Here is a 21,820-nt window from a genome sequence, read left to right as displayed (position 1 = left end):
TCTCAGCTTTCTTGAACGGGTGCACATAGCGCGTGGACATACGTGCCGACTTCGACGTGGCGCGGTTCGGCCGGGCATCCGGCCGACGGGGCTCGTTTTCCGGCCCGAATCAGTCGGCGGTGCACGAGACGCGGCCTTCGGAGCGGGGCGGAGGCGGGGTGAATTCTGCTGTCAGGGCTGCAGTTGCAGGATTCTCCGGGCGCAACAAGGGGAGCTGATCCGCCGGACCCGATCGTACGGGGGCAAGGCGTGCTGAAAGCGTCAAGATGGGGGCGATAGCCGTCATGGCTGCGTTAATCGCCGGGGCAACCGGCCCCGGAGCCGTACATGGTGGTCACCGGACAGTCGCGAGCACAGGAACGCCGCTCGCGCGGCCTCCGTCACCGGCGCCGCCACCCTCACCCGTCACCGGCCCAGGGCCTCGGGCCTCGGGCCTCGGGCCTCGGGCCTCGGCGAGCCGGCCTAACGACCTCCAAGAAGGGGAACATGAGCAACACAGGCGACGGCCTGCGCGATCAGTTGAACGCGCGATTCGCGGCCGGTCGTGAGGCCGTGGGCCTGGAAACCGTCCGGCCCAGGACCATGGGCCCGGATGCTCCGGTCCCGCTGTCGGCCGTGCAGCGCAGGCTGTGGTTCCTCGCGCAGCTGGAGCCGGACAGCCCGGCGTACAACGTGCCCGTGGTACTGCGACTCTCCGGCGCGCTGGACGAGGAGGCCCTGCTCGCCGCCCTCCGGGACCTGGCAGAGCGGCACCGAATACTGCGCGGCGTCGTCGATCCGGACGGACCCCGGCCGGTCGTGCGCACCCGCCCGGCCGCCGAGGTGCCGGTGTCCGTGGCGGACCTGGGAGAGGAGGAGCTGGACGCGGCGCTGGCCGAGGAGACCGGCCGTCCGTTCCGGCTCACCGCCGAGCCGCCCATGCGGGCCGTGGTGTTCCGGACGCCCGACGGCTGGACGCTGGCCATGACGCTGCATCACATCGCCACCGACGGATGGTCGCATCGGATCCTCCTCGCCGACCTGGCCGCCCTCTACGCCGCCCGCCGTGGTGCCGGCGGGCCCCTGCCCCCGGCGTCGCAGTACGGGGACGTGGTGACCCAGGAGGCCCAGGACCCGGCCGGGCTCGACTGGTGGGCCGGTTACCTGGCCGGCCTCCCCCCGGTGCTCGACCTGCCCACCGACCGGCCCCGGACCCTGGCGTCGGCGTGGCCCGGCGCGGCCGCGCCGGTCGCCGTGCCGCACGCGACGGCAGCCCGGGTCCGTGCGGTCGCCGCCGAGTCGGGGGCCTCCCCGTTCATGGTGCTCATGGCCGCCTGGCAGGCCCTCCTCGGGCGCCTCGCGGACACCGACGACGTCGCGGTGGGCGTCCCGCACGCGGGACGGCACTCCGCGGCGAGCGAGACCGCCGTCGGCTGCTTCCTGGACACGGTCGTGGTGCGCGCCGACCTCTCCGGCGAGCCGTCCGGACGTGATCTGATCGCCCGCGTGCGCGCCGGGGCACTGGACACGTCTCGCCACTCCCGAGTGCCGTTCGAACGCGTCGTGGAGCGGCTCCGCCCGGAGCGAACCCTGTCGGCGACACCGGTGTTCCAGGTCATGCTCAACCTGTACGACGAGTTGCGGCCACTCGCCCTGCCCGGTGTACGGGCCGAGTGGCGCCCGGTACCGCCGCGTACCGCCAAGTTCGACCTGAGCATGGAACTGGCCGACAGCGGCCCCGGCTCCGGAATGAACGGCCGCCTGGAATACCGGAGTGACCTGTTCGATCCGGGAACCGCCGAGAACATGGTGCGGTGGTTCATCGCCCTGCTGGACGGGATGGTCACCGAACCCGGACGGCCGGTCGGCACCCTACCCCTGGAGCCGGCAGCGGGTCCCGTGCTCGCAGGCCCCGTCGCAGGACCGTCCTCAGTGCCCGTGCACGCCCTGATCGAACGATGGGCGGACGAACTCCCGGACGCCACGGCCGTGGTGGGTGCCGACGGCCGGCTCACCTACCGCGAGCTGGAGTCGCGTGCCAACCGGCTGGCGCACCGGCTGATCGCGCTGGGCGTGGGCCCGGACGACACGGTCGGCATCCTGCTGGAGCCCGGGATCGACTTCGCCACTGCGGTGCTCGGCATCCTCAAGTCAGGCGGCGCGTACCTGCCGATGGACGCCGCCCACCCCGCCTCCCGCATCCGCGCCATGCTCCGCTCCTCAGGTACGCGGCTGGTGGTCACGGCGGGCGAACCGGCGGACCGGGTCCGCGGACTCGCCGACACCGTCGATCCGATGGTCTCCCACGGCGGCCCCGAGAGCCGGCCCGCCGTGCAGGTCGCCCCGGACCACCTGGCGCACGTCATCTTCACCTCCGGCTCGACCGGCGCGCCCAAGGGCGTCGCGGTGCGGCACGGCAACCTGTCCCACCGCGTCGCCGGTCTCGTCGGCCGGATGCCCCAGGTCGCGGGCGGGTCCTTCGCGACGGTGTCCACGGTCGCGGCCGACCTGGGCCTCGCCTGTCTGTACGGGGCATGGCTCACCGGCGGCACCCTCCACCTGCCGGACCGGGAGACCACGACCGATCCCCGTGCCTTCGCCGCCTACCTCGCGCGGCACCGGGTGGACGTCGTCAAACTCGTGCCGAGCCACCTCACCATGCTCGCCCGGCACGGCGACCTGGCCGACGTCCTGCCCGGCAGGCTGCTGATTCTCGGCGGGGAGTCCTGTCCCTGGTCGCTGGTCGAGGAGGTCCGGCGCCTGCGGCCGGACCTGACGGTACACACCCACTACGGGCCGACCGAGACCACCATGATGTCGCTGATCTGCGACGTGGACGAGGTCCCCGCCCCGGCGCGCACCGGCCTTGTGCCGCTGGGCCGTCCGCTGCCGGGCGTGACCGGCCGGGTGGTGGACCGTCTGGGCCGCCCCCAGCCCGCCGGTGTACCCGGCGAACTCCTCCTCGGCGGTCCGGGGGTGGCGCGTGGCTACACGGGCCGCCCGGACCTCACCGCGGAGCGGTTCGTCGACGACCCGGAGGGCGGCCGCTGGTACCGCACCGGCGACCTGGTCCGGCTGCGCGACGACGACGTGGTGCAGTTCCTCGGCCGGGCGGACGACCAGATCAAGGTGCGCGGTCACCGCGTCGAACCCGGGGAAGTGACCGCCGCGCTGCGGGCGCTGCCCGAGGTGGCCGATGTCGTCGTGCTGCCCGAGGGCGAGGCGGACGAGCGCCGGCTGGTGTGCTGGATCGTGTCCGCTGCCGGACACACGGCGCGGCCCGACAGGATCCGCGCCCGGCTGCGGGAGTCGCTGGCCGAACACATGGTGCCGGCCGACGTGGTCGTACTGGACCGCATCCCGCTCACCTCCAACGGCAAACCCGATCGGGCGGCCCTGCGGCAGGCGCCGAGAACCGCACGGCCCGAGGCCTCCGCCGTCGTGCCGGGCACGCCCGTCGAGGAGGCGGTCGCCCGGGTGTGGACCGCACTGCTCGGCCTGCCCCGGGTCGATGTGACCGATGACTTCTTCGCGCTGGGCGGCCACTCCTTCGCGGCCACCCGCATGGTGGGCATGCTGGCCGAGGCCACCGGCTGCAGACTGCCGGTCCGCGTGGTCTTCGAACGGCCGGTGCTGCGTGACCTGGCCGCCGAGCTGGAACGTCGTACGGAGGCGACGGCCGCGTCAGGGCCCCTGCCCCGGCGCGCGGATCCCGCAACCCCGGTCCGGTTGTCGCCGGCCCAGGAGCGGTTGTGGTTCCTGTGGCGGCTGCGTCCGGACAGCGACGCCTACCACACCAGCGTGGCACTGCGGTTGAACGGCCCGCTCGACGTGGTGGCCCTCCGTACGTCCCTGCGTGGTCTCGGCGCACGTCACGAGGTGCTGCGCATGGTCGTGACGGAGGACGAGGCGGGGCCGCTGGCCGTACCGGTGGCTCCCGGCACCCTTCCCGTGTCCGTGGTGGAGGCCGGGACGGACGGCGTCGGCGCCGCGGTGCGGGAGGAGACCACGCGACCGTTCGCGCTGGACCGCGAACCGCCCTTCCGCGCGCTGGTGCTGCGGATATCGGCGGCCGAGCACGTTCTTGTTCTGACGATTCATCACATAGCTGTCGACGCCTGGTCCTGGACGACGCTCCTGGAGGACCTGTCGGCGCTGTACCAGGAGCACCGGGACGACGGCGGCCCGGCTCCACAGCCCCTCGACCTCCAGTACGCCGATGTGGCCGAGTGGCACCGCGCCCGTCACCCTCAAGGCGCTGCGGACGAGCACCTCGGCTGGTGGGCGGCGCACCTGGACGGCCTGTCCCCGCTCACGCTCCCGGTGGACCGCCCGCGCGGCCCGGCGACCGGCTGGGCGGCGGCGGCCGAACCGATCGCTCTTCCCGTTGGCTCGACGGCACGGCTTCGCGAGGTCGCGGCCGAGCTGGACTGCACGCCGTTCATGGTGCTGCTCACCGTCTGGCAGGTGCTTCTGGCCCGGCTCGCGGGCACCGAGGACGTGCCGGTCGGTGTGCCGGTGTCCGGGCGCACGCACCCTGGCACCGAGCGCATGGTGGGCTGCTTCGCGAACACCCTGGTCCTGCGCGGCGACCTGTCCGGAGACCCCACGGTCAGGGAGGCACTGCTGCGCACCCGGACTCGTGTGCTGGACGCCCTCGACAGGGCCGAGACGCCGTTCGAGGAGGTCGTGCGGCAGTTGCGTCCGGAACGCGATCCCGACTCCACTCCGCTGTTCCAGGCGATGCTCAACGTCATCGGACTGCCGGGCGCCGTGGACTCGTTCGCCGACCTGGCAGCGGCGCGCATCGACACACCGCGGACGGCGGCGCAGGTCGACCTGTCACTCGCCCTGGTGGACGACGGCACCGGGTTCACCGGCACACTGACCTACCGGTCCGGCCTGTTCGACCGGGCCACCGTGCGACGCTGGGCGCGCTGGTTCGTCGCTCTGCTCGACGGCGCGCTCGGCGAGCCGGACCGGCCGATCCTCGGGATCGACCCGCTCTCCGCCGGTGAACGCGCGGAGCTGCGCTCGGCGGCCACGGGCGAGGATCTGCCCCAGGGCCGGCCGGCGACGGTCGTCGGTGCTGTTCTGGAACAGGTACGTCGCCGACCGGACGCGGTCGCCGTGCTCGCCGCCGACGGCTCGGTGAGCTACGCCGAACTCGCCGACTCGTCAGGGCGCGTCGCGGCCTGCCTCTCCGCGCGAGGGATCGGACCAGGTGAACCGGTCGGCGTCTGCCTCCCGCGTGGCCGGCGGCTGCCGGGAGCGCTGCTCGCCGTGCTGCGGGCGGGGGCGGCCTACGTCCCGCTCGATCCCGATCACCCGTCCGCCCGGCTGGCCCGGCTTGCCACGGACGCGGGGGTGCGCGTGGTCCTGTCCGGCGGCACGGCCCTCGCCACGGCCCGCCTCGCCCTGCCGGGGGTGACCGTGCTCGACGTGGACGAGGCAGCTGAGCACGCCCCTGCCGCCGACCTGCCGGAGCCCGAACCGCAGCGGGTGGCATACGTCCTGTTCACCTCCGGCTCGACCGGGAGGCCGAAGGGGGTGCGGGTGACCCACGCGAATTTGGCCGCCTTCGTCGCCGCGCTCTCGGCGAGCCCCGGGATGGAAGAGGACGACGTCACCCTCGGTGTGGTGCCGTTCACCTTCGACGTGTTCGGCTACGAGCTGTGGGTGACTCTCGCCCGCGGCGCGCGACTGGCGCTCACGGACCGGCACACCACCACGGACGGCCACGCACTGGCCGAGTGGATGGAGCGCACCGGCGTGACGGTCGCGACGGCGACGCCGACCACGCTGCGCCTGTTGCAGGCCGCCGACTGGCCGGACCGGCCCGGGATGCGGGTGATCAGCATCGGTGAAGTCCTCGACCCGGCGCTGGCCCGGGCCCTCGCGCCGCGCGTCGGGGAGCTGTGGAACGCGTACGGGCCCACCGAGACCACGATCTACTCGATGACCGGCCGCGTGGACAGGCCGGTCGCCGACCGCGCCGTGCCCATCGGCGCCCCGATCGCCGGAACCCGGATCCACGTGGTCGACCGGTGGGGCAGGCCCGCCCTGCCCGGAAGCACCGGTGAACTGTGGATCGCGGGTGCGGGCGTGGCCACCGGATACGTGGACCGGGCCGCGCTGACCGCCGAACGCTTCGTCAGGGGACCCGACGGCGAGCGGTGCTACCGCACGGGAGACCTGGTCCGGTGGCGTGGCCGGTGGCTGGAGTACCTGGGCCGGACCGATCTCCAGGTGAAGGTCCGGGGCCATCGCGTCGAACTCGGTGAGATCGAGTCGGTGCTGCGCGAACACCCTGACGTCGCCGACGCCGTCGTCGCAGTCGCCGGCCCGCCCGGTGAACGGCACCTGGTGGGCTACGTCGTGTCCACGACGCCTCGGCACGCGGCGTTCGAAAGCCATCTCGCCGAGCGACTGCCCGACTACATGGTTCCGCGCCGCTGGGTCGTGATGGACGGCTTCCCCACCACGCCGAACGGCAAGGTGGACCGCGCCGCGCTGCCCGAGCCAGGAGCGGTCGAAACGGCAGCCGGGGCACCCATGTCGCTGATGCAGCAGGTCGTGGCGAAGGTCTGGGCCGAGGTGCTGCACACGGACGAGGTCGGACCGCGGGGAGACTTCTTCGCTTTGGGCGGCACCTCGTTGGCTGCCACCCGGATGGTGGGTCGCCTTCGCGAGGCGCTCGGCCGGCGGATACCTGTCCGGGCCGTCTTCGACCGTCCGGTGCTCGCGGACTTCGCCGACGACGTGGAGCGGCTGATGCTGGAACACCTCGCCTCCGAGCAGATCGACGACCCGGCATGACCGGAAGCCGGCGCGCCGCGGACCAGGAACGACAGAGCAGGGAAATGGACTTGACGACGCATCCCGTGATCATGGTCGGGTTCGCCTGGACCTCGGTCGCCGCCATCGGCGCCTTCCAGCCCGACGCCTCGGTGATCGTGATCGAGGAACCCGACGTCGTCCGCAAGCGCGGACTGCGCTCCGCGGTACGGGGCGCGGAGGTGATCGGCGACCTGGTCGAGTGCGAGTACCAGCTCGCGGGCGCCGCGGACGCGTTCCACAGAGCGCACCCCGGTCTCGCACCCGCCGCGATCGCGCCGACGGTCGAGGACGCCACCCTGTTCGCCGCGCGCCTCGCGGAGTGCTACGGACTCCCCGGCGCCGGGCTCGGCGCCGCACAGGTGCTGCACGACAAGTCGTTGCTGCGCGGCGTCACCCGGGCGGCAGGTATCCCGAACCCCGAGTCGCAGGCGGTGCAGAGCCCGGCACAGGTGGAAGCGTTCATGGCGGCCCACCCCGGTCCGGCGGTCCTCAAGCCCGCCGACCGGCAGGGGGCCGTGGGCACCCGCGTGCTCCGCTCCGCGGACCAGGCGGTGGAAGCCTGGGCCGAGTGCGCCGCCGAGTGCTCCGCCCTGTCCGGGAGCGTCTGGGTGCCGGACCGGGCGGTCCCGGTGCGGATGCTGGTGGAGCGGTACGTCAGCGGCCGCGAGTACAGCGTGGAGATGCTGGTGTCGGCGGGCAGCGCTCTGTTCGGCAACGTGACCGAGAAGGACCTCTACCCCGGACCTCGGCCGGTCGAGCGCGGGCACCTGGTCCCCGCCGACATTCCCGCCGAGCTCGACACGCTCCTGCGGGAGCAGACGGAGCGGGTCGTGCGCGCGGTCGGCTTCGGCACGGGCATGGTGCACTGCGAGTGGATCGTGGAGGCCGGCACGCCCTATCTGGTCGAGTGCGCGGGGCGCCCTCCGGGCGACGAGATCGCGGAACTGATCGAGTGGGCGTACGACACGGAGCTGGTACGCGCCTTCTGGACCCTGCTCAGGGGAGAACCGCTGGCGCGTCCACTGCCGCGGCGCGCCCGGAGGGCCGCGGCCATCCGCTTCCTGGGGGCCCCGGCCGGTGTGGTGGCGAGCCTCGACGGACTGGCTGCGGCATACGCGGTACCAGGCGTGATGGCGTGCGGATTTCTGGTGGAGCCCGGCGCGCGCACCCGCGAGCCGCACCACTCACTGGACCGCGTCGGATACTCCATCAGCTGCGCGGCGACGCCGGGGGAGGCCGTACGCCGGGCGGAGGAAGCGATCGGCCGGCTGCGGATCGGGATGCGGCCCTCCCACGCGTCCGGATCGTGACGCTGCACCCGCGCCCGCCTGCCCGGGCACGAAGACGGGCACGGCCTCGGCACGGATTCCACCCAATCGCTCGCCGGACGTCAGTCGCGAGCCTGACAAGCACGATCGCCAGGGCACAGGTGGCCCCGTACGGACACGCGTACGTGTCGTCCGTTCCTTCGGGCTCCTGCGACCGCGCGCACGTCGATGGAGACTGAACACAATGGGAACTGAGATTCTCGGCACGGCCCCGGGCGCTGACACGGCCGATCCACGGACACGTCCCCGTGAGCTGTTGGAACAGCGTCTGGCCGCGGCACTCGCCCGGCCCGCCGACACCATTCCACGACGGTCCGAGCCCGCCGCACCGGTCCCGCTCTCGGCCGCGCAGTCCAGGCTGTGGTTCCTGGAGGAACTGGGCAACAGCGGCTCCGCGTTCCATGCCCGCCTCGTGCTGCGACTGAGCGGCCCCGTGGACGAAGCGGCCCTGCTCGGCGCGGTCCGGGACCTCGCGCAACGCCACGAGGTGCTGCGCAGCCGGATCGAGGAGCGGGACGGGAAACCCGTCACCGTGGTCGGCAGCGCCGCGGATCTGCCGGTGTCCACCGGGGACGTCCGGCCGGAGCGACTGGAGGCGGCGCTCACCGCTGAATGCGACCACCCTTTCGACCTGAGGCGGCGGCCGCCCATGCGGGCGGCGCTGTTCCGGACCGCCGACGAGTCGGTGCTGGCACTGACGTTCCATCATGTAGCCATCGACGGATGGTCTCTGGGGTTGGTCCGCGCCGAGCTCCCGGCGCTGTACGCGGCACGACTCGGGATCGGCGAGACGCCACCGCCGCCCGCCCAGTACATGGACCACGCCGCATGGCTGGCCGGGCTTCCGGACCGGCCCGAGACCGTGGACTGGTGGGAGGAGAAGCTGGCCGGTCTCGCGCCCCTGCTGGACCTGCCGACCGACCGGCCCCGGCCCGCAGTCGCCGGATCCGCGGGCGGTGAGGTCTCCTTGGCGGTGACCGGCCGTCTGGCGGAACAGGTGCGTTCGGTGGCCGGGCAGACCGGCTGCACACCGTTCATGGTGTTTCTCGCAGCGTGGCAGGCACTGCTGTCGCGTATGTGCGCCACCACCGACGTGCCGGTGGGCGTGGTGGAGGCGGGCCGCCGCCACCCCGGTACCGACGGCATGGTGGGCTGCTTCGTCAACACCGTCGTCATGCGTACCGACCTCTCCGGCGACCCCACAGGGTCCGAACTGCTCACGCGGGTCAGAGAGGTGGCACTGGACGCGTTCGCACATGCCGATGTGCCGTTCGAGCAGGTGGTGGCCCGGCTGCGGCCCGACCGCAGTGCGACGTCGGCCCCGGTCGTGCAGACGCTGCTGAACTTTCTCGTGCTGGACGAGGAAGGGCCGGGCTTCCCCGGCCTCGATGTGACCGCGGTGAGCAGACCGGTACCGGCCGCCAAGTCCGATCTCCACCTCACGCTGGCGGAGAGCCCGGACGACTTCTCCGGCAGCCTCAACTACCGACGTGACCTCTTCGACGAGGAGACCGTGCGGGGCATCGCCTCGTGGTACCTGAGCCTGCTGGCCCGGATGCTGGACGATCTCGATTCCCCGGTGGGTGCAGCGGAGTTGGGGTCCACCGCCGCATCGGTGCTGCGCGGCCCGGTACGTGAGGAAGTCCCACGCACCCTGCACCCGCTCGTCGAGCGGTGGGCGGACCGCACCCCCGACGCGCTCGCCGTCGTGGCGCCCGACGGCAGGCTCTCCTACGGCGAGCTCGACCGTATGGCCAACCGCGTCGCCCACGCCCTGATCTCCGCCGGTGTCCGCCCCGACGAGCCCGTCGGAGTCCTGCTGGAGCACTCCGTGGCCCTGCCGGCCGCCCTGCACGGCGTGCTCAAGGCCGGTGCCGGCTATCTGCCACTGGACGCCACACACCCCGCGAGCCGTATCGCCGCGATCCTGGACACCGCGGGCGTGCGCACGGTCGTGACCGTGAGGGAGTTCACCGGGCTCGTCGAGGGAGGCGCCCGGCGCGTCGTCGTCCTGGACGACCCGGCCGTACTCGAGGACAGCCCCGAACACCGGCCGGACGTCCGGGTAGACCCCCGTCACCTGCTGCACGTCATCTTCACCTCCGGCTCCACCGGCACCCCGAAGGGCGTTGCCGTCGAGCACGCCAGTGTGACCGACTACCTGGACGGTGTCCTTCAACGACTGGGCGACGACGTACGCGGCGGCGCGTACGCCGTGATGTCCACGATCGCGGCCGACTTCGCTCATACCTGCTTCCACGCGGCACTCGCCACCGGCGGCACCGTCCACTTCGTGGCACGGGAGACAGCCATGGACCCTGTGGCGCTCGCCGGCTATCTGGCCGACAACCCCATGGACGTCATCAAGCTCGTCCCGAGCCACTTCGAGTTGCTTGCGGCCAACGGCGACGTGGGCGCCGTCATGCCCCGGAAGCTGCTGATGTTCGCAGGCGAGGCGCTGCCGTGGTCCATCGTCGAGCGCGCCCGTGCCGCCCGCCCCGGACTGCGGGTTCAGAACCACTACGGGCACACTGAATCGACCATGGTCCGCACGGTCTGCGACGTGGACGACGTGCCCGAGGACCTGCGGGCCGACATCGTCCCGCTGGGCCGGCCCGTGCCCAACACCGTCGGCTTTCTGGTCGACCGGGAGGGCCGCCCGGTACCTCCGGGCATCCCGGGAGAACTGCTGGTGGGAGGGCCCGGGGTCGCACGGGGCTACATCGGGGCGCCCGAGCTCACCGCCGAGCGGTTCATCACCGTGGAGGGACGGCGCATGTACCGCTCCGGCGACGTCCTGCGGATGCGCCGGGACGGCTGGGTGGAGTTCCGCGGACGCGTGGACGACCAGGTCAAGGTGCGCGGCTACCGGGTGGAGCCGGGCGACGTCGCGGACGCCCTGAGGCGGCTGCCGGGCGTCGCCGAAGCGGTCGTCCTGCCCGTCGGCGAGGGGCAGGACCGGGGACTCGCGGCCTGGGTGGTGCCGCAGACCGGGGAGCGGCTCGATGTCCGGCAGGTACGCACCGACCTGCGGGAGCGCCTACCTGAGTACATGGTGCCCGGCTCTGTCTCCGTTCTCGACCGGATGCCCCTGACGCCGAACGGCAAGGTCGACAGAAGGGCCCTGCCGCTGCCCGAGGCCGGGGAGTCCGGAGGCGGGGTGCTGCCTCGCACCCCCACCGAGGGCCGACTGGCCCGGGTGTGGGAGCGGATCCTCGGGCTTCCCGAGGTCGGGATCGACGACGACTTCTTCGCCCTGGGAGGGGACTCGTTCGCGGCGGTCCGTGCCGTGCGGGCCTGCGACCCCGGCCTGCGGGTGATCGACATGTTCACCCGTCCCACCGTGCGTGAACTGGCGGCACATCTGGACGCGTCCGACACCGGACAGGGCCGGATGCTCCACCGCCTGAGCGGATCGCGGGAGGCCGTGGCCACCGTGGTCTGCATTCCCTACGGCGGCGGGTCGGCGGCCGTCTACCAGCCACTCGCGGCGGCACTGCCCGACGATCTGGCACTCCTCGCGGCCGAACTGCCGGGACACGATCCGGCCCGGCCCGCGGAGGACTTCGTGACCCTTGACGAGCTGACCGAGCGGTTGGCCGAGGAGATCGAGGCGACGGTGACCGGCCCCGTCGTCGTCTACGGGCACTCCGTGGGATCGGCCGCCGCCGTCGCACTGGCCCGCAGGCTGGAGGCCGGCGGTCGCCGGGTGCTCGGCGTGGTCGTGGCGGGCAACTTCCCGTCCGCACCGCTGCCGGGACGAGCGGTCGCCTGGGCCCACCGCATCCTGCCGCTGGAGCGGTGGGCCTCCAACCGCCATTACCGGGACATCCTCCGCACGACCGGCGGAATCCTGGACGACATGGACGAGGCCGCCACCGAGACCGCGCTGCGTGCGATGCGTCACGACTCGTCCGAGGCGCGGGCGTGGTACGCCCGGGAACTCGCCGAACCGCACGCCGTCCTACGGGCACCGATCCTGTGCGCTGTGGGTGAGGCCGACCACTCCACCGAGCTGTACCAGGAGCGGTACCGCGAATGGGAGGCCGTCTCCGACCGGGTCGAACTCGTCACCATCCCCAAGGCGGGCCACTACTTCCTGCGCCACCAGGCGACCGTCCTCGCGGCCCTGCTCGGGGAACGGATCACGGACTGGACCGCGGGGCGCCTGCCCGAGCCGGTCGCCGCGGTCCGGGCGCCCTCGGGGCTGCGGGCCTTCTACACCGTCGCAGCCGGACAGTTCCTGTCCATGCTGGGCGGCAGCCTCAGCATGTTCGCCCTGGGCGTGTGGGCCTACCAGCGCAGCGGCCGCGTCCTCGACCTGGCGCTCGTCACGATGCTCGCCACGCTCCCGGCGCTCCTGGTCACACCGGTCGGCGGCACGGTCGCCGACCGGGTTGACCGCCGCCGCGTCATGCTGGCCGCGGACAGCACGAGCGGCCTGGCGATGACTGCTCTGGCCCTGCTGCTCATCACCCACCGGCTGTCGCTGGCGGCCGTGTGCGTCATCGTCGCCGTCACCGGGGTCGCGACCGCCTTCCACCGGCCCGCGTACCTGGCCGCCACCGCCCAACTGGTGCCCAAGCCCTATCTGCCGCAGGCCAACGCCCTCGTCGGGCTCGGGCTCGGCTTCGCCGGTGTCGTCGGTCCGCTCCTCGGTGCTGCGCTCGTGGCGTCCGTGGGCGTGACCGGCGTCGCGGCCGTCGGCGCGTGCGCATTCGCCGCGGGCATCGGGTCCCTGTTGGCCGTCCGTTTCCCCGAGCGCATGTTCCACCGACAGCGCGAGTCCTTCGGCCAGGCACTCCTCGGCGGCTGGCGCTTCATCGCGCACCGCAGGCCGCTGCTCCTGCTGACCGGCTTCGCCGCGGTACTGAACCTCTTCGCCTCGGTGGTGTTCGTCGCGGTGCAGCCGCTCGTCCTGTCGTTCGCCGGTGTCCCACAGCTCGGCCTGGTGACGACCGTGGGCGGCCTGGGCGGTGTGCTGGGCGGCCTGCTGATGGTGCCGTGGGGCGGCACCCGGCGCCGGGCGATCGGCATGATCGGCGCCACCATCGGAGTGGGGGCCGGGACCGTGGTCATGGGACTGCACGCGTCCGTGCCCCTCGTGGCGCTCGGACTGACACTGCGCATGGGCGCCATGGCCGTGCTGAACGCCCACTGGCTGTCGATCATCCAGGTCAAGGTGGGACAGGAACTGCAGGGCCGGGTTCTGGCAACCAACGTCATGCTCGCGCTCGCCACCCAGCCCGTCGGGTTCCTGGCGGCCGGGCCGCTCGCCGACCACGTGTTCGCCCCGGCGCTGCGGGAACACACCACGCTCGGCAGCGTGCTGGGCAGCGGCCCCGGACGCGGGACGGCCCTCCTGCTGATCGTGAGCGGGGTGTGCCTCGTCGTCTGGGGCGCCCTCGGTCTGTGCTTCCGGCCGCTGCGCCGGCTGGAGGACGACCTGCCGGACGCCACCCCCGACCACGAGACCGAACGTGATCTCGACGCTGTCCAGGAGCGGGCGGAGCGCCGGCTCGCCGCCTGGCGCCGGACGGGATGAGGTCTCCCGCAAGCTGCCGTTCTCACCCGGTGATTCCCGGCCGCGCCCGGAACAAGCGGCAGCCCGGAAGGCGAGCGGCCCCCCTGCGGGCCCATCCACCGTTCACCCCGGCAGTCGGCCCACGCGGCTGACTCCGACCACCGACTCACGAATCAGGACGACCCCGTGCCCGTGGACGATCGGTCCAGTCGCACATCAGCGACGGACCCAGCTGAACCCATAGCCATCATCGGGATGGCCGGCCGCTTCGCCGGTGCCGACACGGTCCCGGACCTGTGGACACTGCTGCGCGGTGGCACCGATGCGATCACCGAGATTCCCGACGACCGTTACGACGTCGAAGCCGTGTACGACCCGCGGCCGCGTACACCCGGCCGTACCGTCAGCAGATGGGGCGGTCTCCTCCGGGACGTCGGGGACTTCGACGCCGAGTTCTTCGGCATCGCCCCGCGGGAAGCCTCGAAAATGGACCCCCAGCAGCGCCTGCTGCTGGAAGTCGCCCACGAGGCCCTGGAGGACGCGGGCGTACCGGTCTCCGGCCTGGCCGGTTCCGACACCGGGGTCTACGTGGGCCAGACCGGCGGCGACTACTGGCACACCCAGTACGGGACACGTGACCGGCTCGACCTGTACGGCATGACCGGAGCCGCGTTCCGCGCCATCACTTCGGGCCGGCTGTCCTACACCTTCGACCTCCGGGGACCCAGCTTCACCGTCGACACGGCCTGCTCCTCGGGTCTGGTGGCGGTGCACAACGCCGTGCAGGCCCTCCGCCTCGGCGAGTGCCGCATGGCCATCGCCGGCGCGGTCAATCTCGTCCTCCGGCCGGAGGAGGGAATCGGCTACTCCAGCGCGGGCATGCTCGCCAGGGACGGCCGCTGCAAGTTCGGCGACGCGTCCGGGGACGGCTTCGTCCGCAGCGACGGGATCGGCAGCGTGATCCTCAAGCCGCTCTCACGGGCGCTGGCCGACGGCAATCGGGTCCGGGCCGTCCTGCGCGGCTCAGCCGTGGGCAACGACGGCCGTTCCAGCGGTTACCTGACCACTCCCGGGGTCGAGGGTCAGCGCGACGTGCTCGTACGCGCGTACGCGAACGCGGGCGTCGATCCGGCGGACGTCGACTACGTGGAGGCGCACGGCACCGGGACCGCCGTCGGTGATCCGGTCGAACTCGACTCACTCGCCCACGTGCTGGGAAGGGGGCGGTCCGCAGATCGCCCCGTCCTCGTGGGATCCGTCAAGACCAACATCGGGCACACCGAGGCTGCGGCGGGAATCGCCGGCCTGATCAAGGCGGTGCTCTGCCTCGAACAGCGTGCCGTCCCGCCGAGCCTCCACTTCGACACCCCCAACCCGGCCGTGCCCTGGCCGGATCTTCCACTGACCATCGCGACCCGGAACACCCCGCTGCCCGACGCAGGACGGCCCGCCCTCGCGGGCGTCAGCAGCTTCGGGCTTTCCGGCACCAATGCGCACGTCGTCCTGGAAGAGTACGTACCCGCCCCGGCGCGGTCCGTCGGTGAAGTGCCAGTGGATCGAACGGAGTTGCTCACCCTCTCCGCCGCGACCCCCGAGGCGCTCAAGGCGCTGGCGGCGTCCGTGGCCAGGTTCCTGGTCGCCGCCGACACCGGTCTCCCCACCCTTCGGGACGTCTGCCACAGCGCGGCGTTGCACCGCTCCCACCTCGACGCCCGGCTCGCCCTGCCGGTGGACTCCCTCGATCAGGCCGCGCTCGCACTGGACGCCTTCGTGCGGGACGAACCCGAACCCGGTCTGTCCTTCTCGGAGTACACCGATCCCGGCCGGCGCCCCCGGGTGGCCTTCGTCTTCCCCGGGCAGGGTTCCCAATGGGCGGGCATGGGACGGGAACTGCTCGACACGTCGCCCGCCTTCGCGCGCGCCATGCGGATGTGCGACACGGCCGTGCGGGCGGAGACCGGCTGGTCGGTCGTCGAACTGCTCCGCAGCGGTCTTGAGGAACGCCTCGCCGAACTCGATGTCGTACAGCCCGTGCTGTGGTCGATGGAGATCGCCCTGGCACAGCTGTGGCGATCCTGGGGGGTCGAGCCCGATGTCGTCATCGGCCACAGCATGGGCGAATCGGCGGCAGCGTACATCGCCGGCTCGCTGAGCATCGAAGACGCCGCGGCCGTCATCTGCCGACGCAGCCGGATCGCCAAGCGCCTGTCCGGCCGCGGCGCCATGGCGTGGGTCGCCCTGTCCGCCGCCGAGGCCACCCAGGCGCTGGCCGGCCATGAGGACTCCGTAGCCGTAGCGGCCGCCAACAGCCCCACGTCCACGCTGCTTTCCGGTGACGCCGACGTCCTGACCGAGATCCTCGCGGCACTCGACGCCCGTGGCACACCCCATCGGCTCGTCAAGGTCGACTTCGCCTCCCACAGTCCGCAGATGGACGCTGTGCACGACGACCTGCTGGACGCCCTGAACGACGTGCACCCCCGCCCGGCGGCCGTCCCCATCCACTCCACCCTCCTCGGCGAGGTCATCGACGGCTCCGGTATGGACGCCCGTTACTGGGCCCGCAACATCCGTGAGCCCGTCGACTTCGTCGGCGCCGTCCGTCATCAACTCGACTGCGGAACAACCGTGTTCCTTGAGATGGGCCCTCACCCCGTGCTGGTCGGCAGCATCAGGGAGACCGCTCGCACGGCGGGCAGGGCAGACACCATCGTGGCGGGGTCGCTGCGCCGCGAGGAGGACGGACGGACCGCCCTGCTGAGCGCGGCGGGTGCCCTCCACACCGCCGGGGTGCCGATCGACCTCGCCGCGGTCATCGACGGCGGCCGCTACGTCCCGCTGCCCGGCTATCCCTGGCAGCGCACCCGGCACTGGCTTCCCGAACCCGACTCCGTGCAGGGGATCTCCGCGGGCCCGGTCCCTCCCCAGGGCCTGCCCGCTACCGCGCCCCGGCATCCTCTGCTGGGAACGCCGACGACGGCCGCCGACGGCACCCGCGTGTGGCAGGGCCCCCTCGACATCCGTCATCACCCCTATCTGGCCGGCCACCGTGTCCAGGACGCGATCGTCGTACCGGGAACCGTCTACCTGGAGTTGCTGACGGAGGCGACACGTCAGGTCCTCGGTGACGGACCGCTGGCCCTGGCGGACGTTCACTTCGAGCAGGCTCTCTGTCTCGACGAGGAGGGCCCGGCTCCCGTCCTGCGGGTGAGTGCCGGCTCCGCCGGGGGGCAACTGGCCTTCCAGGTGCACAGCAGCTCCACCGGCCGTGCGCCGTGGGCGCTGCACGCCGAAGCCAGGGGGTACGCCCTCCAGGCGGGCGCCGACGAAGCCCCCGTCGACCTGGCAGCCGTCCGGGACGCCCTCCCCGAACGCCGAAGCGCCGCCGAGTTCTACGCCCACCACGCCGAGCACGGCAATCAGTGGCAGGGCGCCTTCCGAGGCGTCAGTGAACTGTGGTGCCGCGACGGCGAGGCCCTGGCACGCGTCGAGTGCCCCGAAGAGCTGCGGGCCACTGTGGCCCACCACCACTTCCACCCGGCACTCCTCGACGCCGGCTGCCACGCGATGGCAGCAATCCGTCCCCGGCAGGAAGCCGGCCCGGAAGGCGTGTTCGTCCTCGGCGGCATCAAGCAGTACCGATGCTACGACCGGCCCGGAACGGAACTGTTCGGCCATGCCCGTCTCGCACCGAGCCAACGCGCCGGCTCTGTCACCGCCGACCTCGGCATACGCGACGCCTCCGGACGGCTCCTGGCCGAAGTGACGGGTGCGCGGCTCCAGTACCTCGCCGGCCCTGCCCCGGCCGAAACCGCTTCCCGCCCGCCCGCGGTCCGCACACCCCAGCCGACGGACGATCCGGACAGCTGGATGTACGACGTCCGGTGGAAGGCGCTGCCGCGCTCGGACGCCGGCGGGCGGGTCCCGCAACGCGGCACGTGGCTGGTCTTCACGGACAGCGGGCCCTTCGGCCGAGCCGTGGTTCGAGGACTCTCGGCCGAAGGCGAGGACGTGGTCGTCGTCACTGCCGCAGCCACGTACCAGGCCGCAGACAACCGGCTCCGCATCGACCCCGGTGACGCGGCGCACTACTCCGCGGTGCTGGACGAGGTGGCCGGGCGGGGCGGACTCCGCGGCATCGTGCACATGTGGACCCTGGACGCGGAAGCGGGGCTGCAAGCGACCGGAAAGGAGATGGACCGGGCTCAACTGCTGTCCTGTGGCAGCGTCATCCATCTCGTGCAAGCCCTGGACACCCGGGAACTTCCCGGTGCCCCTGGAGTCTGGCTGATCAGCCGGAACGCCCAGCGGGTGACACCGGACGACCGGCTCGTCGCTCCGTTTCAGGCTCCGCTGTGGGGCCTGGGACGTACGCTCGTCGCCGAGCACCCCGCTCTGCGCAGCCGTCTCGTCGACCTGGACCGCAGCTCCAGGAGCGTGGCCGCCCTGGTCGCGGCCCTGCTGACCCCCGACGACGAGGACCAGATCGCATTGCGTGACGGCACCCGCCACGTCGCCCGCCTGGTGCCACATCGAGGGGTGTCCGCGGGCGAGGGCAGCCCGGTCGCCGCGGTGCGCCTCTCCCTCCCGCCGTCAGGCTCCGTCGACGACCCGCAGCTGATGCCGGTGGCCATCCCCGTGCCCGCCGCGGACGAGGTCACGATCCGTGTCTCGCACGCCGCGCTGCACAGCCCGCCCACCCCGGACGCTGCCGGTCCCCACCCGATACGGGGTGATCAGCCGCTCGGCACAGCGTGCTCGGGGACCGTGATCGCTGTCGGTGACGGCGTGCACGACGTGGCTGTCGGCGACCAGGTCATCGCCCTCGCCGAGAGCGCGACGGCCACGCACGTCGTCACCATGGCCGTTCTGACGGCGCCGAGGCCCGACGGCCTCACGCCTGCCGCCGCCGCCGCACTGCCCGGGGCGTACCTCGGCGCCTACCACGCGCTCCACGAGCGTGCCCGCGTCGGGAGGGGCGATCGTGTGCTCGTCCACTCGGCGGCCGGGGGAACCAGCCCGGCCGCCGTCAACGTCGCCCGCTGGCTGGGCGCCGACGTCCATGTCACGGCCACCGGGCGTACCGGATTCGACGCGGTCGTGAACACCCTCACGGGCGTGGCCGCAACCGCCGGCCTCTCCCTCCTGGCGCCCTACGGCCACTACCTGGACCTCGCCGCGCCCGACACGGCCGGGGTCGCCCCCCTGAACCGAGGGCTCCTCGCACCCAACATCTCCTTCCACGCGATCGATGCCGCTCACATGATCAAGCACCGCCCGTACCAGGCCGGCGCCGTGCTGCGGGCGACGGCCGGCCTCGTCGCCAACGGAGCGCTCGCACCCCTGCCCCACCAAGAGTTCAGCGCTGCCCGAGCCGGGGAGGCACTGCGGTCGGCAGCCGGGCAGCGGCATGTCGGCGAGATCGTCCTTGCCTTCACCGACGATGTGCTTCCCACCCCGCAGCCCAGCCGGAAGCCCGTGGAGCCTGCAGCGCGGGTGCACCCCGTCGGCACCTACCTCATCACCGGCGGCACCGGCGGCATCGGGGCGCAGGTGGCGTCGTGGCTCGTCGACCGGGGTGCCCGTACCCTCCTGCTGACCGGCCGGACCCCGCTGCCCGACCCCGCGACCGCTGCTCCCGGCCACCCACGGGCCACGCAACTGGCGGTGCTGCGCGATCTCGCCCGGCGAGGCGTCGATGTCCAGTACGCAGCGGTCGACGCGGCGGACCACCAGGCCATGCGCGCCCTTCTCCACGAGCGAGGCCGTCAGGGCAAGGCCCCGCTGCGAGGGGTATTCCACGCAGCCGGCACTCTCGACGGCGTCCTGATACGCGACATGACGGCCCGGCAGCTCACCGACCACTTGAGGGCCAAGGTCTCGGGCGCCTGGAACCTCCACCGGCTGGTCCGCGACGTACCCCTGGACATGTTCGTCCTGTTCTCGTCGTGCTACTCCATCCTGTCCGCGCCCTTCCTCGGCGGTTACGCGGCCGGAAACGCGTTCCTCGACGCCCTCGCCCACCACCGCCTCGCCGGAGGAACCCCGGCCACCTCGGTCAACTGGGGGTACTGGGGCGGTGTCGGCATGGTCGCCCGCAGGGAGGCGGAAGGCGACCGCGGCCTTGTCCCGCAAGGCATGGCGAGCTTCTCACCCCGCGAAGGGCTCACCCTCCTGGACGGCATTCTCAGCGAAGGCTCCTCTCACACCGTCGTCCTGCGCGCCGACTGGCAGGCATGGGGGCTCGCCTACCCGGGTGCGGCCCGGGTCCCGCTGCTCAGGGAGCTGTCCGCCGTCGGTGGCCGCGCCGCGACGCCTGTTCCGGACGATCCGGCGCCACCGCAGAGCCGTGCCCCGCGGACGACGCGGCCCGGCCGGCCGGAGGATCCCGCGGCTACGGGACCGGTCGATGCCGAGCCCGCCACTGCGGTGCCCGCGAACGCGGCGAACTCCGCCCACGGGGGACGGACAGCGCCGGATCCGAAGGTGGTCGAGGCGCTGAAGGAGGCGGCCGCAGAGATTCTCGGCCTGAAGCCGGCGCGGGTGCACGCGGCCCGGCCCCTGAACAAGATGGGAATGGACTCCATGACGGCGGTTCAGCTGAGGAACAGCATCGACCGGAAGTTCCAGGTCAAACTACCGATGATCGAGATCCTCCGGGACAGCTCCATCGACTCACTCGCCAGGGCCGTCGCCGACGCCAAGGCCCCCATGACGACCGACGCGGCGTCGGAAGGAGCGTCCTCGAAGTGAAGACCCCGGACCTGTACATCGCCGGCCTCGGCGCTTATGTCCCTGACATCCTCGACGCCGGCAAGGCGGTGGAGTCGGGCCTGTACGACGCCGATGACCACGAGCACCAGGGATGGACCGGCGCTGCCGTCGCAGGCGACATGACGGCACCGGACATGGCTGTGCGGGCAGCCCGTCAGGCCAGTGAGCGCGCCGGCCTCCACCCTCACGATCTCGACCTTCACATCCATGCCTGCTTGCACAGGCAGGGGCCCGGAGCGTGGTCGGCGCAGCACTACATTCTGCGCCACCTCACGGACCGCGACATTCCCGCCTACCAGGTCTCGCAGGGGTGCAACGGACTGCTCGGATCGATCGAGCTCGCCGCCTGCTATCTCCAGGCCGTCCCCGAACGCAAAGCCGCTCTCGTCACGGGCGCCGACAATCTGGGCTCGCCGCACTTCAACCGCTGGGCGTCGCTCGAGAACGGCCTCCTCGCCGACGCGGGAAGCGCCGTCCTGCTCACCAAGCAGCCCGGATTCGCCGGCATCCTGTCGATCAACAGCGGATCCACGGCCGAGGTGGAGGAGCAGTTCCGCGAGGAGGAGTTCCCGCCCGTGAACGTCGGTGCGACCGCGACCGCCGCCCTTGCGACCACACACGTCGGCGACCGGCCGGAGGCCGACCGGGCCACGGAAGAGTCGGTCGCCGAAGCGGTGCGCCGGCAAGGTGAACTGCGCACCGAACTCGCCCTGCGCACGATCGCCGAGGCCGATCTGGACGTCGACGACATCACCCGTGTGGCTCACATCTTCACCGGCCGGAAAAGCTACCTCAAGGGCATCCTCGACCCTCTGGGCCTCAGCCCGGAGCAGGGACTGTTCGAATTCGGTCGGGGCGTCGGACACATGACGGTCAACGACCAGGTAGTGGGGCTCAACCACCTCGTCGAGACCGGACAAGTGGCCCCTGGAGACCACGTCCTGATGGTGGCCCACGGAGCCGGTGTGTCGATCTCCTGCGCGGTGGTCCGCATCGATCACCTTCCGGCCTGGGCCAGGGAAGGGACCTGAGCGGCACCGAATGCCGCAGGTCCTGGTCGGCGCCGCCGAGCGTAGGGCCTGTCGTGCCGGTGGGCAGCACCATGCCGTCCGCTCGCGTCGTCACCGACGAGGCGGCGCAGCTCCAAACTCGTAGCCGAACAGTATGTGCGCCGGTCCGAGGCCGCATGGTGAGACGGGTGCGCGCCCCGTCTGGAGTACTTCGCCCGCGTCCGTACCCGGCCGCGCGCGCCGGCCTGAGCCCGTATTCCGAGCTGTTGCGTCGGCTGGTGGGCACAGCTGTGCCGACCTCTTCCCGCGCTCGGCGGGCCGAGCCGCACGCGGCGGTGTCTCTGCTTTCCGCGTCCCGGCTGCAG

5 protein-coding genes are annotated in these 21,820 nt (G+C 72.3%); all 5 read left to right on the top strand.

Features of this window, described 5'->3' with window-relative positions; translation table 11 throughout:
• The first annotated feature begins 486 nt into the window (after window positions 1-486).
• The 5 genes from OG206_RS30675 to OG206_RS30655 all read left to right on the top strand — a co-directional run bounded on the left by OG206_RS30675 (window position 487) and on the right by OG206_RS30655 (window position 21,476).
• Window positions 487-6,798, top strand: a complete 6,312-nt coding sequence (locus tag OG206_RS30675; RefSeq protein ID WP_327121844.1) for a non-ribosomal peptide synthetase — start codon at window positions 487-489, stop codon at window positions 6,796-6,798.
• Window positions 6,799-6,848: 50 nt separating this feature from the next.
• Window positions 6,849-8,129 carry an ATP-grasp domain-containing protein gene (locus OG206_RS30670; RefSeq protein ID WP_327121843.1) on the top strand — a complete coding sequence of 427 codons (1,281 nt, stop codon included), beginning with the start codon at window positions 6,849-6,851 and terminating at the stop codon, window positions 8,127-8,129.
• Between the two features lie 202 nt (window positions 8,130-8,331).
• Window positions 8,332-13,692: a non-ribosomal peptide synthetase/MFS transporter gene (locus tag OG206_RS30665; protein WP_327121842.1), complete on the top strand. Its 5,361-nt coding sequence runs from the start codon at window positions 8,332-8,334 to the stop codon at window positions 13,690-13,692.
• 165 nt (window positions 13,693-13,857) lie between these two features.
• Window positions 13,858-20,424, top strand: a complete 6,567-nt coding sequence (locus OG206_RS30660) for a polyketide synthase (RefSeq protein ID WP_327121841.1) — start codon at window positions 13,858-13,860, stop codon at window positions 20,422-20,424.
• Window positions 20,421-21,476, top strand: a complete 1,056-nt coding sequence (locus OG206_RS30655; RefSeq protein ID WP_327121840.1) for a ketoacyl-ACP synthase III family protein — start codon at window positions 20,421-20,423, stop codon at window positions 21,474-21,476. Before OG206_RS30660 ends, OG206_RS30655 begins: the two co-directional genes overlap by 4 nt.
• Window positions 21,477-21,820 lie beyond the last annotated feature (344 nt).

It is taken from the genome of Streptomyces sp. NBC_01341 (assembly GCF_035946055.1).
GTDB lineage: Bacteria > Actinomycetota > Actinomycetes > Streptomycetales > Streptomycetaceae > Streptomyces.
This window is presented reverse-complemented; position numbering and strand designations above follow the sequence as displayed.

Excerpts from the sequence above, each read along its gene's own strand:
- OG206_RS30675 (WP_327121844.1), top strand. The coding sequence starts at position 487 with ATGAGCAACACAGGCGACGGCCTGCGCGATCAGTTGAACGCGCGATTC.
- OG206_RS30665 (WP_327121842.1), top strand. The coding sequence starts at position 8,332 with ATGGGAACTGAGATTCTCGGCACGGCCCCGGGCGCTGACACGGCCGAT.